12 protein-coding genes, 1 tRNA gene and 2 pseudogenes are annotated in these 13555 nt (G+C 62.9%); 5 read left to right on the forward strand and 10 right to left on the reverse strand.

What is annotated here, in order from left to right; all coding sequences use genetic code 11:
- Positions 1-4: 4 nt before the first annotated feature.
- The 8 genes from ribF to rplU form a co-directional block, all read right to left on the reverse strand.
- Positions 5-1057 (reverse strand): bifunctional riboflavin kinase/FAD synthetase, encoded by a 1053-nt coding sequence (gene ribF, locus RBB39_RS19410; RefSeq protein ID WP_253029246.1) that lies wholly within the window; start codon positions 1055-1057, stop codon positions 5-7.
- Positions 1058-1228: 171 nt separating this feature from the next.
- Positions 1229-2752: a murein biosynthesis integral membrane protein MurJ gene (gene murJ / locus RBB39_RS19415; protein ID WP_083970598.1), complete on the reverse strand. Its 1524-nt coding sequence runs from the start codon at positions 2750-2752 to the stop codon at positions 1229-1231.
- A gap of 345 nt (positions 2753-3097) precedes the next feature.
- Positions 3098-3364: a 30S ribosomal protein S20 gene (gene rpsT, locus RBB39_RS19420; RefSeq protein ID WP_045994444.1), complete on the reverse strand. Its 267-nt coding sequence runs from the start codon at positions 3362-3364 to the stop codon at positions 3098-3100.
- 343 nt (positions 3365-3707) lie between these two features.
- Positions 3708-4481, reverse strand: coding sequence for an SDR family NAD(P)-dependent oxidoreductase (locus RBB39_RS19425; RefSeq protein WP_045994443.1), 774 nt, complete (start codon positions 4479-4481; stop codon positions 3708-3710).
- A 207-nt stretch (positions 4482-4688) separates the two neighbouring features.
- Positions 4689-5831 (reverse strand): glutamate 5-kinase, encoded by a 1143-nt coding sequence (gene proB, locus RBB39_RS19430; protein ID WP_306169306.1) that lies wholly within the window; start codon positions 5829-5831, stop codon positions 4689-4691.
- A gap of 59 nt (positions 5832-5890) precedes the next feature.
- Positions 5891-7078, reverse strand: a complete 1188-nt coding sequence (gene cgtA, locus RBB39_RS19435; protein ID WP_045994441.1) for an Obg family GTPase CgtA — start codon at positions 7076-7078, stop codon at positions 5891-5893.
- 123 nt (positions 7079-7201) lie between these two features.
- Positions 7202-7459: a 50S ribosomal protein L27 gene (rpmA, locus tag RBB39_RS19440; RefSeq protein ID WP_045994440.1), complete on the reverse strand. Its 258-nt coding sequence runs from the start codon at positions 7457-7459 to the stop codon at positions 7202-7204.
- A gap of 62 nt (positions 7460-7521) precedes the next feature.
- Positions 7522-7833, reverse strand: coding sequence for a 50S ribosomal protein L21 (gene rplU / locus RBB39_RS19445; RefSeq protein ID WP_045994439.1), 312 nt, complete (start codon positions 7831-7833; stop codon positions 7522-7524).
- A gap of 287 nt (positions 7834-8120) precedes the next feature.
- Here rplU and ispB point away from each other — a divergent pair, with 287 nt between their 5' ends.
- The 4 genes from ispB (at position 8121) to RBB39_RS19465 (ending at position 11300) form a co-directional block, all read left to right on the forward strand.
- A complete protein-coding gene (gene ispB, locus RBB39_RS19450; RefSeq protein ID WP_045994438.1) occupies positions 8121-9119 on the forward strand; it encodes an octaprenyl diphosphate synthase in 999 nt (332 codons plus the stop codon).
- A gap of 129 nt (positions 9120-9248) precedes the next feature.
- Positions 9249-9325: transfer RNA gene (locus RBB39_RS19455), tRNA-Pro, on the forward strand.
- A gap of 234 nt (positions 9326-9559) precedes the next feature.
- Positions 9560-10552, forward strand: coding sequence for a hypothetical protein (locus RBB39_RS19460; RefSeq protein ID WP_045994437.1), 993 nt, complete (start codon positions 9560-9562; stop codon positions 10550-10552).
- 1 nt (position 10553) lies between these two features.
- Positions 10554-11300, forward strand: a complete 747-nt coding sequence (locus RBB39_RS19465; RefSeq protein WP_045994436.1) for an HIRAN domain-containing protein — start codon at positions 10554-10556, stop codon at positions 11298-11300.
- A gap of 197 nt (positions 11301-11497) precedes the next feature.
- Here RBB39_RS19465 and RBB39_RS19470 read toward each other — a convergent pair.
- Positions 11498-11728: pseudogene (locus RBB39_RS19470) on the reverse strand (IS256 family transposase); the annotation flags it as partial.
- Between the two features lie 47 nt (positions 11729-11775).
- Positions 11776-12852, reverse strand: a pseudogene (locus tag RBB39_RS19475) (IS3 family transposase).
- Between the two features lie 383 nt (positions 12853-13235).
- On the opposite strand from RBB39_RS19475, the gene RBB39_RS19480 reads away from it, so the two are divergent.
- On the forward strand, positions 13236-13544 hold the full coding sequence (locus tag RBB39_RS19480; protein ID WP_157033114.1) for a hypothetical protein: 309 nt from the start codon (positions 13236-13238) through the stop codon (positions 13542-13544).
- Positions 13545-13555: the final 11 nt, after the last annotated feature.

The following is a 13555-nucleotide window of genomic DNA, read 5'->3' on the forward strand; positions in this document are numbered from 1 at the left end:
GGGGTCAGCCGTCGTCATGATCGGCGGGGGCCTGCCCCGCCGGGGAATCCTGGGTTGCGGCCTCGCGCGCACGTGGCGCCGATGCCAGAGGATAGGGTCGTGGGCCGTCAGGGTCCCGGGCAAACACTGCTCGCGCCCGGTCGATGTCGGCATATATCTGGGTCTTCAGCGCGGCAAAGTCCGCGAAGGTCTCTTCACCGCGCAGCTTGGCGCAGGGCACCACCGTCAGGCGTTTGCCATACAGGTCCGCCTGCATGTCCAGCAGATGCGCCTCCAGCACCGGACGCGGCGATCCTACCGTGGGCCGCCAGCCGATATTGACCACCGCGGGATGACGCTGGGACGCCTCGCCATCGCTGCCGTCGTGGATCTCCACCGTCGCCGCGTAGACACCGCGCAGCACCAGCGGACCCGGCAGCAGCGGCAGGTTGGCGGTGGGCACACCGATGGTGCGCCCGCGCTGCTGGTCACGCACCACCCGGCCGCTGACGCGGTAAGGCCGGCCCAGCAGGCGCGCCGCCGCCTCGAAGTTGCCACAGGCCAGCAGGGTGCGCACCCGTGTGCTCGACACTCGATCATCGTCGATGCGAAAGGTCAGGGTGTGTTCGACGCTGAAGCCGCTGCTGCGGCCGGCTTCGGTCAGCAGGGCAAAATCACCGCGACGATCGCAACCGAAGCGGAAGTCGTCGCCCACCACCAGATGGCGTACGCCGAGCCCTTCCAGCAGCACCCGTTCGATGAATTCTGCCGCCGTCAGCTGGCGCAGCGATTCATTGAACGGCAGACACAGCACCCGATCGACGCCGCACTCCTTGAGCAGGCCGACCTTGTCGCGCAACCGCGTCAGGCGCGGTGGCGCCTGGTCGCCGGCAAAGTACTCGCGCGGCTGGGGTTCGAACACCACCACGGTCACCGGCAGTCCGATGCGCGCCGCCTCGGCGTGGCACTGCTCAAGGATCGCCCGATGGCCCAAGTGCACCCCATCGAAGTTGCCGATGGTCGCCACCGTGCCACGGTGCTCCTCGCGCAGATTGTGCAGGCCTCGAATTACTTCCATGAGTCGGGTCACACCGAACCTAAAGGGAGTCGATTATAGCGAAGTGCGGGCCGCCGCGTCTTCCCACCGTCTGAAGGCGTCTGGGTGGGCAGGCACTTTTCCAACACGCCCACGCCATAGGCTTGTTCCGAAAAGTCGACGCGGGCAGGCAGCTTTCTAACACCCCCCGCCTTAGCCCTTGAGCCGAAACTGGCGGACTCTGACTCCTGTCAGCCCCAGCCAGGCGAAGTACGCAAGCCCACCGGCCGCCACCAGCGCCGCCATCCACAGCACACGAGGCATGAGCCCCCAGCCGAGCCACTGGTGCCACTCCGGCGCCAGCAACACAAGCACCAGGCCCATGGCCACACAGCCGCCTCCAAGCTGCACGGCAAAGCGCCCCCAGCCGGGCTGGAAGCGCAGCACGCCCTGCCGGCGCAGCAGCCAGGCCAGCATCCCGGCATTGAGGAAGGCCGACAGCGCGGTGGCCAACGCCAGCCCGGCGTGGGCCAGCGGCCAGATCAGGATCAGGTTGAACACCATATTGGCGACCATCGCGATGATACCGACCTTGACCGGCGTCTTGGTGTCCTGGCGGGCAAAGAACCCCGGCGCCAGCACCTTGATCAGCATGAAGGCGACCAGGCCGAGGGCATAGGCACGCAGGCTCATCGCCGCCATCACGATATCGTTGTCGGTCATGGCGCCGTAGTGGAACAGCGTGATCAACAGCGGCTCGGCCAGCAGCGCCAGCGCCAGCGCCGCTGGCAGCCCCAGCAGCAGCACCGCTCGCAGCGCCCAGTCCAGCATCTGGCTGAAGTGCTCGGTGGACGCCTCGGCGTGGCGCCGCGACAGCGCCGGCAGGATCACCGTACCGATGGCCACGCCGAACACCCCCAGTGGCAGCTCCACCAGGCGGTCGGAATAGTAGAGCCAGGACACGCTGCCCGCCGCCAGCAGCGAGGCCAGGATGGTATCCAGCAGCAGATTGATCTGCGACACCGAGACTCCGAACAACGCCGGCGCCATCAGTCGAAGGATGCGCCGCACACCCTCGTGGGCGAAGTTGGGCCAGGGCCGGGGCATCAGCCCGAGCCTCACCAGAAAGGGCACCTGAAACAGCAGTTGCGCGGCACCGGCGATCAGCACGCCCCAGGCCAGCGCCATGGCCGGCTCGCTCATCATCGGCGTCAGCACCAGCGCCGCACCGATCAGCGACAGGTTCAGCAGCACCGGGGTGAAGGCCGGTACCGCGAAGCGATTCCAGGTATTGAGCACGCTGCCGGCGAAGGCGGTCAGCGAGATCAACAGCAGATACGGGAACGTCAGCCGAAGCATGTCGGTGGTCAGCGCGAGCTTGTCGGGATCTCGCGCAAAGCCAGGAGCAAACACCCAGGCCAACCAGGGCGCGGCGACGATAGCCAGGGCGGTAATCAGCGCCAGCACCGCCGCCAGGCTACCGCACACCGCATTGAGCAGTTCGCGTATCTCTTCGCGGGTGCGGGTGGTCGAGTACTCCGACAGCACCGGCACGAAGGCCTGATTGAAGGCGCCCTCGGCGAACAGCCGACGCATGAAGTTGGGGATCTTGAAGGCCACGAAGAAGGCGTCGGCGCCCTGTCCTGCACCCAGCAGGGTGGCGATCACCACGTCGCGCACCAGCCCCAGCACCCGGGACAGCATGGTCATGCTGCTGACCACCAACCCAGAGCGCATCAGGCCCCGACGCACGGGCGCCTTGGCGCCCCCCACCGAGGTGCCCGCTCCCTGCTCCAGGGCCTGATCAATGTCCTCATCCGAGGCCTGCTGTCGACGCTCGTCGGTCACGTCACTGATTCCTTGCTTGCGGGTTCCCTGCTCAATTCCCGGCTCGTTTGTCCAGCCTTCTTGCCACGCTGACAGTCCCCGCGCTCTGGCTCGCCATCGCCCGGAGAAGGGCGACGAAGGGGCACCGGGGCGCCGCGGGTCATCAATTGGCAGGCACAAAAAAACCGGCCGTAGCCGGTTTTTCGCGTGCGCGACACGGACGCATCCGCGTCACGCCGAAAGCGCGGGACCGGCTTACGCAGCCAGCGCCTTGATGCGCTTGTTCAGACGGCTCTTGATGCGAGCGGCCTTCTTCTTGGACAGGGTGTCCTTGTCGGCGATGCGGTCGATGACCGGCTGTGCCGCCTTGAAGGCGTCCATTGCCTGAGCGTGGTCACCGCTGTTGATCGCCTTGATCACGCGCTTGACGTAAGTGCGGACCATGCTGCGCTGGCCTGCCTTCAGGACACGACGAGATTCTGCCTGACGGGCGCGCTTACGGGCTTGCTTGCTGTTAGCCACTGACTGTCTCCTTGGAGAAAGTTGTCGTCACCGTCGCACGATGACTTGATAACGTATTGATCCAACAGGGAAATAAAAAAATCCCCGTCGGCCTGGCCATCTGGCCGACCGCCATCGCAAGCACTGTCGCGAGGCAATCGTTACGGGCCGTGTCTGAGAGGATGGCGCATCCTATCATGTCAAGGTACTGCGCGCCAGCCTTTTACGGCCTGGCGCGCCTGGCTCACTCCACCGACCCTGTGCCCGGCCAGCGGCGGCCAGCGCAGCGGTCATCGCGCCACTTGTCACGACTCCACGGGCGCCTCAGGTCACCGCAGACGTCGCCGCCGCCATCACCGCTCAATCACTTCAGCTTCGACTGGATCATCTGCTTGACGAAGCGCTGACGCTCCTGCAGCCGCAGCCCCTGGATCGCCTCCGCCAGATCATGAGCCTCTTCGCCCACGTGCCAGTAGAGCTGACGGCGAGTGCTGATCGCCTGGTAGGCGGCCTCCGCCACTTCCTTCGGGCCCAGCGTGATCTGCTGCTCCGTGCACACCATGGAGTCAGGATTGTTCGAGTTCATCGGTGTATTGATCAGGCCGGGTTCGATGATCCCTACATAGATGCCATCGGACTCCAGCTCGATACTCAGCGACTCGCCCAGCGACGTCACGAACGACTTGGTCGCACCGTACACGCTGAACATCGGCAGCCCGGTGATCGCCGACGCCGACGACGTCAGCAGGATGGCGCCTGCCTCGGACGCCATCACGTAGGGCAGCGCCTCCTTGATGATGTAGATCGTGCCCATGGCATTGATCAGGTTCATCATCTCGTACTTTTCGAGCTCGACGTCCTTGAACAGGCCACTCGCCTGAATCCCGGCATTGGAGTGGACGACATCGATCACTCCACCGCAGACGGTGGCGAACTGCTCGATGGCGTCATGCACACCAGCACGACAGGAGACATCGCACTTGTAGGCAAACAGGTTCGCCTGCCCTTGCGCCTGCAGCTCGTTCAGCGCCTTGACGTTGATATCCAGGCCACCGACCTTAAAGCCCTTCTCCAAAAACAGTTTGACGACCTCAAAGCCGACGCCGGAACCAGCACCCGTTACCAGAATAGACTTCATCGACAACGCTCCCTCTTCTCCAAAGACCGCTGAGACCACGCACCGGGGCACGCTTCAGCTTCAAGGCTCACGCGACAGGACAGATGTCGCGCATGCGCCGCCGACAGCGGCTGCTGTCGGCGGCGCATAAGAGCACGGAGAAAAGACGGGAACCATATCCCTAAAGAGAGGCGCCGGGGGCAACAAGGCGCCTGATACCGACCTGGATCAAGCCAGCACCACAAGATTGTCGCGGTGAATCAGCTCCGGCGCTTCCATATAGCCGAGCAACTCACAGATGCGCCCGCTGGGTTGGCCGAGAATCTTGCGTGCGTCCTCGGCGTTGTAGTTGACCAGTCCCTTGGCGATCCGCTCGCCCTGCTCGTCGACGCACAGCACCATGTCGCCACGCGCGAAGTCACCCGAGGCGGCCTTGACCCCCACCGGCAACAGCGACGAGCCGCTGCTACGCAGCACCCGTACCGCGCCGGCGTCCAGGGTCAGGGTACCGCGCACCTGCAGCTGGCCGGCGAGCCAGCGCTTGCGCGCAGCGATGGGGGCCCGGTCCGGGGTCAACAGGGTGCCCAGCCGCTCGCCATCGACCAGCCGCTCCAGTACCCGGGGCTGGCGACCGCTGGCGATCACCGTGACCGCCCCGCTGCGCGCGGCCAGGCGCGCCGCGCGCACCTTGGTGGTCATGCCACCGCGCCCCAGGGCGCCGCCGCCGCCGGCCACCGCCGTCAGACGCGCATCGTCGGCGCGCCCCTCCTCGATCAGCCGGGCACTGGGGTCGTGGCGCGGGTCGGCGTCGAACAAGCCCTCCTGATCGGTCAGGATGACCAGCGCATCGGCCTCGAGCAGGTTGGCCACCAGGGCGCCAAGGGTATCGTTGTCGCCAAAGCGGATCTCGTCGGTGACCACGGTGTCGTTTTCGTTGATCACCGGCACCACCTTGAGGTCCACCAGCGTGCTCAGCGCCGAGCGCGCGTTGAGGTAACGCTTGCGATTGGACAGGTCGTCGTGGGTCAGCAGAATCTGCGCGGTCACCAGACCGTGACGACCGAAGTGATTCTCATAGGTTTCGGTCAGCACGTTCTGCCCCACCGCCGCAGCGGCCTGGAGCTCTCGCACCGATGACGGGCGAGCCCGCCAGCCGAGACGCACCATGCCTGCCGCCACGGCCCCGGAAGACACCAGCACCACCTCGATGCCGCGACTCGCCAGGGCGGCGATCTGATCCACCCAGCCACCGATGGCGGGGTCATCGAGGCCACGCCCGTCGTTGGTCAACAGGGCGCTGCCAATCTTCACCACCACCCGTCGCGCGCTGGACAGGGCGTCACGCCCCGGGACCCGCTCTCCGCTGTGCATCCTTTTCTCGCCCCGCTGCTCTGGCCGAACGGGGAGGCTGTCGACTCCCCTGACGACCGCTATTGAACGTATTCGACCTCGACGTCGTAGTCGTCGTCATCGAGATCGTCATCGTCGTCTTCGTCACGCTTGCGACGACGACCCAGGCGCGCCTCTGTCCTGGCCACCGCCTCATCTTCCATGCGCCGGCGCATCTCCTGCTCGCGCTCCATGGCCTCTTCATCCTCGTTCTCGAGGGTGCGCTGCTCGGTCAGCCAGCGGTGGGCCGCCTGCACCAGTGCCTCGGTGCCGACGTTGGAGATCGCCGAGATACGAAAGACCGGGCCTTCCCAGCCGAGTCGACGCACGATCTCGTCGGCGGTAGCCTCGCGCTCGTCCTCGGGCAGCAGGTCGAGCTTGTTGAGCACCAGCCAGCGCGGGCGCTCGGCCAGGGTCGGCGAGAACTCGCCCAGCTCATGGATGATCGCCTCGGCGGCTTCCACCGGATCGGACTCATCGAACGGCGCCACATCCACCACGTGGAACAGCAGGCGGGTGCGCGTCAGGTGCTTGAGAAAGCGCAGCCCCAGGCCGGCACCGTCGGAGGCACCCTCGATCAGCCCCGGCACGTCGGCCATGACGAAGTGCTCGTGCATGCCGAGCTTCACCACTCCCAGGTTCGGCACCAGGGTGGTGAAGGGGTAGTTGGCCACCTTGGGCTTGGCCGCCGACACCGAGCGGATCAGCGTCGACTTGCCGGCGTTGGGCAGCCCCAGCAGACCGACATCGGCCATCACCTTCATCTCCAGGCGCAGGTTGCGCCGCTCACCTTCGGTGCCCGGCGTGGTACGCCGTGGTGCCCGATTGGTGGAGGACTTGAAGTGAATGTTGCCGAGCCCACGGCGACCGCCCTGGGCCACCTGCACCACCTGGCCGATCTCGGTCACGTCGGCGATCACCTCGAGGGTATCCTCGTCGATCACCGTGGTACCCACGGGCACCTTGACGTGGAGATCCTCGCCAGCGCGGCCGCTCATCTGGCGACCCTGGCCGGGCTGGCCGTTCTGCGCCTTGTAGAAGCGCTGATACTTGAAATCGATCAGCGTATTGAGGGCATCGTCACCGATCAGGTAGACGCTGCCACCATGGCCGCCATCGCCGCCATCCGGGCCGCCCTTGGGCACGTACTTCTCGCGCCGGAAGCTCAGGCAACCGTTACCTCCGTTGCCTGCCTCCACGATGATCGAGGCTTCGTCGACGAACTGCATCTATCACTCTCCTGGCGGATGCTTTCCACCATGATACAAGAAGGCCCCGCGCTTGGCGGGGCCTTCCGGGGCTTGTCGGCAAGCGAGTCACGCTCGCCGGCGGCCCATGGCGTTCGGGCGGTCTCAGGCAGAGACGACGCTGACGAACTTACGGTTCTTCGGACCCTTGGTCTCGAACTTGACCACGCCTTCGTCCAGAGCGAACAGGGTGTGGTCCTTGCCGATGCCAACACCGGTGCCGGCGTGGAAACGGGTGCCACGCTGACGCACGATGATGTTACCCGGGGTCACGGCCTGGCCGCCGAACAGCTTGACGCCAAGGCGTTTGCTTTCACTGTCGCGACCGTTACGTGTGGAGCCGGCTGCCTTCTTATGAGCCATTGCAAAGTCCTCGCTCGTTGAGGGAATAGTCCGCTACGCATTCGCCCGAGGGCGAGGCGTATTTAGGCAGAAATTCCGGTGATTTTAACTTCGGTGAACCACTGACGGTGGCCCTGACGCTTCATGCTGTGCTTGCGGCGACGGAACTTGATGATAGTCACCTTCTCGCCACGGCCGTGGGCGACGATTTCGGCGCTGACCTTGGCACCCTCGACCAGCGGGGCACCAACGGTGACGTCGTCATCGTTGCCGACCAGCAGAACCTCGTCGAACTCGACGGTATCGCCGGTGGGGATTTCCAGTTTCTCGAGCTTGAGAGTCTGGCCTTCCTGAACGCGGTACTGCTTGCCACCGCTCTTGATCACTGCGTACATGCTGTTTCTCCAGAAACTCATCGGGGTTGGCTCTTGATCGACCTGCTTCGAGTGGCGCCCCTTTTGGCAGCCATCTGACAGGGAGCATGGATGAGTGGGCCGCGTATTATAGCGATACCCTCGCGTGGGCACAACCCGACAACCAGCGTCAAGTGGCGAGACCGGAAAAAACCCCGCGCGAGGCCGCCGCCGGGCGCTAATCGTCTTGACGCCCCCATGGGCGGCCCATAGCATGACCGGCAACCCAAGGCCCACGGCCTCCCTCACCTCCAGTCGAAGCCGCCTTCATGTCAGTCAACGCCACCCCGTCACCATCAGCAGCTCCTTCGCCGATTCACGCGGTGGTCGCCGACGACTTCGCCGCCGTCAACCAGACCATCCTCGACCAGCTCGCCTCGCGCATCCCGCTGGTAGAGACCATCGGCCAGTACATCATCGAAAGCGGCGGCAAGCGTCTGCGCCCCCTGCTGGTGCTGCTGGCGGCACGCGCGCTGGAGTATCAGGGCGATCGTCACATCACCCTGGCGACGCTGATCGAGTTTATGCACACCTCGACGCTGTTGCATGACGACGTGGTCGACGAGTCGCACATGCGTCGCGGCAAGGCCACCGCCAATGATGCCTGGGGCAACGCGCCCTCGGTGCTGGTCGGCGACTTTCTGTATTCGCGCTCGTTTCAGATGATGGTCGAGGTCGGCTCCATGCGCATCATGGAGGTGCTGTCCGCCGCCACCTGCACCATCGCCGAGGGCGAGGTTCAGCAGCTGACCAATGTGGGCAATCCCGACACCGACGAGGCCGCCTACTTCGACACCATCCTCGGCAAGACCGCGATGCTGTTCGAGGCCGCCTCCCACAGCGGCGCCATCCTGGCCGGCGCCGACGAACGCCAGGAACAGGCGCTGGCGCTGTACGGACGCTACCTGGGTCTGGCGTTCCAGCTGGTCGATGACCTGCTCGACTACGAGGGCGACGCCAAGGCCATGGGCAAGAACGTCGGCGACGACCTGGCCGAAGGCAAGCCCACCCTGCCGCTGATCCAGGCCATGGCCGCCGGCACCCCCGACCAGACCCGCCTGGTGCGTCGCGCCATCCGTAAGGGCGGACTCGACCACCTCGACGAGGTGCTGGCCATCGTCAAGTCCACCGGCGCACTGGACTACACCCGCCAGAAGGCCGAAGAGATGGCCGCCAAGGCCCTGGCCGAACTCGACCATCTGCCGCCCTCGCCCTACCGCGACAGCATGGCCGAACTGGCCCGCCTGGCGGTGGAACGCAAGACCTGAAAATCACCGGGCAAGTACCCTCAAGTGACGGGGAATCTGGAAAAAAGTGGCTGACTCGGGCTCGCGAGGGTTGCATCATCCACAAGGATCCGTATACTACGCATCCGTTGAGGGACACACCTCAAACGTCGGAGTATAGCTCAGCTTGGTAGAGCGCTGCCTTCGGGAGGCAGAGGTCGTAGGTTCGAATCCTGCTACTCCGACCAAGAATTTAGTAAAGACGGCCACTTAGCTCACACGAGCGGTGGCCGTTTTTCGTTGTCGAGATTTTTGGTAGCAAATACGTAGCAGCCAGCATAGCGACTGGGTACGGAGGGATGATGGCAGCGACGGGCAGTGTTAGTGCTATAGTTGTGCGCAACACGACCCCGATTAGTGGATCCGCTTCACGGTGGAGCTGCTGAGGGGGTTTGTGATTTCTGGGGCTGTCAGGGCATGCCATGATCGATCGTGAGGGAATAGATCAGAAGCCAGATCAGGTTATAGATATTGCTGGCTGGGATATTCATCAGGATTATGAGGTCTTCCCGGTTGGGGCTCGTGATAAGTCGCTGCTTCGTTGTCCGGATCCAGCCCCCTTTGACTTCTGCATTCCCAAGCACAACTATCTGTTCAAGGAAGCCATCAAGAGTGCCAAGGATCCTGGCAAGCCCCGTCATCCCGACCAGTATTGGGCCGAGCTGATCGCTTTTCGCATCGGTCGCTTGATGGGGCTAACGCTGCCGCCGGTGTTCGTTGCCATCGATTCGACTCGCGATGAGCCCGGCACCGTGAACGAATGGTTCATGGGCTATCCGGGCAGTGGAGAGGAGCGCCACGTACCTGGCGGCGACTACATGCAACGCCAGATCCACGGTTACGACCGAGAAAAGGGGCGTGAGCACAACCTGTCCACCATCCTCACCCTCAGCAGGGCCCTGGCACGCACAGGCATGCTCACTCATGACTGGCAGACCTACTGGGGGCTGTGTTTATGCTTCGATGCTCTGGTCGGCAACACCGATCGGCATCAGGAGAACTGGGGGCTGATCTGGAGCGAAAATGGGCCGAGTGCCCGTTTCACGCCATATTTCGACAATGGCACAAGCCTGGGTCACGAGTTGCAGCCCCAGAAGATGCAGCGCATGATGCGCGACTCGAGCGAGTTCAATGCCTACTTGCGAAGAGGCGAGCACCAGATGCGCTGGGCCAGGGATGACCGTCAACGTCTGCCACTGATCGCAGGTGTTGCCGAGTATTGCCGGCATTTTCCCGATATCCGGCCGATACTGATAGAACGGCTGCACGGATGGAGCGAGGATGACCTGAAGGCCATGTTGAATAGCCTTACCCAATTTGACCTTCCACACCCCTTTACCCATCAACGCTCTGAATTTGTTGCTTTTTTGACCCTGAAAAGGAGAGAGCGCCTGCTACACGCTCTGGAGACCTGAAATGACCCGCTTCATCGAACATCTGGTGGAACCACAGCGGCTGCTGCTCTACTGGCAGGCGCGCGAGAGCAAAAACCGCTCCCGATATCGTGTGGGCCAACTGGTGATGCGGAACGGTAAAGTGGTACTTCAGTATGCTCAGGACTCCGAGATGGCAGAGGCTAGGGGAATGGATTTTGAAGGCTATCCAGCATTCCCACTGAAGCAGGCGGAGCACAGCCACCAGGTGATGGAGGCCTTCAAGCGCCGTCTGCCGCCGCGAAGCAGGCGGGACTTCATCCGCTATCTGGAGCTTCGGGCTATCCCGGCAGATGCTGAGATCAGCGATTTCACCTTGCTGGGGTATAGCGGTGCGAAATTGCCCAATGATGGGTTCGAGCTGGTCCACCCCTTCGATGACCCGCCCGATGCCTTCGAGGTTCTGATTGAAGTGGCTGGTTTCCGCCATGAGTCCGAGTTGGAGGCAGAACAGCTGCAGGAGGGAGACAATGTCCGCTTTATAGCCGAGCCTGACAACGCGTTCGATGATCGAGCGATTCGCATGGAAAGTGCCGGCAAAAAGTTGGGCTATGCTCCGAGGGGGCATCTCGACATGCTGCAACGTATGCTGGGTCGAGGTGCCGTCCTTGAAGGAGAAGTTTTTCGCATCAATGGCAGCCCTGAACGCCGCCTAGTCTATGTGCTGACACGAATCAGACGGAACGACAGGCCGGCGTTACCGACCAATATGCTCAGGATGCAGGCCTAGATTTCGGTTCGCTGTGGGCCTATATCCCCCCTCGACATGCCCCCGCCTCTCGGTTCTAACGAGTTCACGCGGGGGTTCTTGCTCTAGAATGACAGTGCCCGCCTTCAAGGCGTCAGTAGTGCGCTTACTGCAGCACCTGCTCAACTACAGCTTGAGTGAGATGAGTTCGATTTAACGTCAAATCTGGTGGCTGGCGGTCAGGCCCCATTCCTGTCTGATTTATCGGCTACCTGCTTCCCGGCCTGGAACTTGACGTTGCTGACGACCAGCTCCCACTTCTGGAAGCGCTTGATCCGACTCCAACGTTTCTAGGCTGACTGGAACAGCTTGAAGACCATCGCCCGGGTCGTGTCCCGTGAGCCGAAGTTCCGGTTACGTTTCCTCCTCCGGCGGACCGTGGCGAAGTTCGACTCGACCGGGTTGGTGGTAACCTCCCCCAGATCTAGGTCCGCCCACAATGTGAGAAACCGCCCCTTCATGCACACCTCTGGACATAGGCGACGGGCGGTATATAACCCAGCGGGCTGCGCGGCCTGGCATAGTTGTAGCGGGCTCTCCATTTGTCGATTTCATACCGGGCATCGGGGAGGCTCAAAAACCGGTGCTGATTGAGACAGCCATCCCGAAATTTTCCATTTAAGCTCTCGATAAAGGCATTCAGTGTCGGCTTTCCCGGTTGAATGAAAGCCAGCGTGACCTTCCGCTCACGCGCCCAGAAGTACATCGCCTTGCTGGCCAACTCGGGGGCGTTATCGCAGACAATCGCGGCTGGCAGCGAGCGCTGTTGCGCGACCTTGTCCAGGAACCTGGCCAAGCGACGCCCGAAAATGGACGTGTCCACCAGCTGGCCAACACTCTCTACTGAAGTCGTCTACGATGTTCAGCACGCGGAATCGGCGTCCCGAGGCCAGTTGGTACGAGACGAAGGCCATCGACCAGCGCTGGTTGGGCCTGTCTGGACACGGCATCGGCGCTCTTGGCCGCACCAGTCGCTTGCGCCGCCGGGTGCGGACCTGAAGCCCAGCCTCACGGTACAGCCGGTAAGTTCGCTTGCGATTCATCACCAGGCCCTCCTGTCGCAACAGAGCGTGCAGTAACAGGTAACCGTAGCGGGGATAGCAGGTCGCCAAGGCGTTCAGTCGCGCCCGAAGTGATTCATCGTCGCGCGGCATCGCTTGGTAGCGGGCCACCGAGCGTGGCAGGCCCAGCAATCGGCAGGCATGTGGCTGGCTGAACCAGCCGCCTGTTACCAGGTGCGTTACCACCCGCCGCTTCGCTTCGGGCGTCACTACTTTCCCGAGACGATCTCCTTAAGAGCGGCATTGTCGAGAGCGCATTCCGCCAGCAGCTTTTTCAGGCGGGCATTCTCTGTCTCCAGCTCCCGCAGACGCTTGGCCTCCGATACCTCCATACCGCCGTACTTGGCCTTTCAGCGATAGATGGTCTGCTCGATGACGCCATTCTGCCGAGCTAGCTCGGCCAACGAGGCGCCGCGCTCATGGGACTTGAGGATGGTGATGACCTGCTCCTCGGCATGTCGATTACGCTTCATCGCGAGATCTCCGGCTATCAGGGTAAACGTAAAGGAAAGATCACATTGACGGTGGGCCGGTTTCTGGGGGAAAGGTCACAGATTCATCTATTTTGTGGCAGCATGCATGCACTTATCTGCATATTTTCATATACTTTGGGCAGCGCTCGAGAGAGCTCTATAGGGGTGGCTTGATGGCGAGAAAACTCACTGAGAAGCAAGCCAATTTCGTAGCTCACACAGCACGAGGGGTCGCACGTACTCATGCAGCTCGACTGGCGGGGTTTTCGGCACCCGAAGTTGAAGCGTATCGACTTATGCGGCTTCCCCATGTTGTAGAAGCTTTGCATCAGAGGCGTGAGGCTGCGCTCAAGGGGGATCTCGCCCATTTGGTAGTGGACACCATGCGCGACCTGCTAGGCCCCACAACTCCTGCCGCTACTCGTTACAATGCCGCCCGCTGGGTTCTGGAGAACGCTGTCGACGCCGGACACTCATACTCAAACAATATGGAAAGAGATGGCTGCCAGCCGCTCGAAGAGATGGACGCCGAGGAACTCACCAAGGCAGTAGCAAGCGGCATGCAGGCGTTGAGGGAACTGGCCGACCAGCTGGAGGGCCACCACGTGGTAGACGGCCAGGCTCTGCGTATCCAGCCCGTCGAGCCCTCAGCCAGGTGCGAGGGGGATGCGGAGGCTGACTTCCTGCAATGACGGACCGCCCT

Origin of the sequence: Halomonas sp. MMSF_3323 (assembly GCF_030733595.1) — a bacterium.
Lineage (GTDB): Bacteria > Pseudomonadota > Gammaproteobacteria > Pseudomonadales > Halomonadaceae > Halomonas > Halomonas litopenaei.

Excerpts from the sequence above, each read along its gene's own strand:
- RBB39_RS19465 (WP_045994436.1), top strand. The coding sequence starts at position 10,554 with ATGACCCGCTTCATCGAACATCTGGTGGAACCACAGCGGCTGCTGCTC.
- ribF (WP_253029246.1), bottom strand. The coding sequence starts at position 1,057 with ATGGAAGTAATTCGAGGCCTGCACAATCTGCGCGAGGAGCACCGTGGC.
- ispB (WP_045994438.1), top strand. The coding sequence starts at position 8,121 with ATGTCAGTCAACGCCACCCCGTCACCATCAGCAGCTCCTTCGCCGATT.
- murJ (WP_083970598.1), bottom strand. The coding sequence starts at position 2,752 with ATGCGCTCTGGGTTGGTGGTCAGCAGCATGACCATGCTGTCCCGGGTG.
- rpmA (WP_045994440.1), bottom strand. The coding sequence starts at position 7,459 with ATGGCTCATAAGAAGGCAGCCGGCTCCACACGTAACGGTCGCGACAGT.
- RBB39_RS19480 (WP_157033114.1), top strand. The coding sequence starts at position 13,236 with ATGCGCGACCTGCTAGGCCCCACAACTCCTGCCGCTACTCGTTACAAT.
- cgtA (WP_045994441.1), bottom strand. The coding sequence starts at position 7,078 with ATGCAGTTCGTCGACGAAGCCTCGATCATCGTGGAGGCAGGCAACGGA.
- RBB39_RS19460 (WP_045994437.1), top strand. The coding sequence starts at position 9,560 with ATGATCGATCGTGAGGGAATAGATCAGAAGCCAGATCAGGTTATAGAT.
- rplU (WP_045994439.1), bottom strand. The coding sequence starts at position 7,833 with ATGTACGCAGTGATCAAGAGCGGTGGCAAGCAGTACCGCGTTCAGGAA.
- RBB39_RS19425 (WP_045994443.1), bottom strand. The coding sequence starts at position 4,481 with ATGAAGTCTATTCTGGTAACGGGTGCTGGTTCCGGCGTCGGCTTTGAG.
- proB (WP_306169306.1), bottom strand. The coding sequence starts at position 5,831 with ATGCACAGCGGAGAGCGGGTCCCGGGGCGTGACGCCCTGTCCAGCGCG.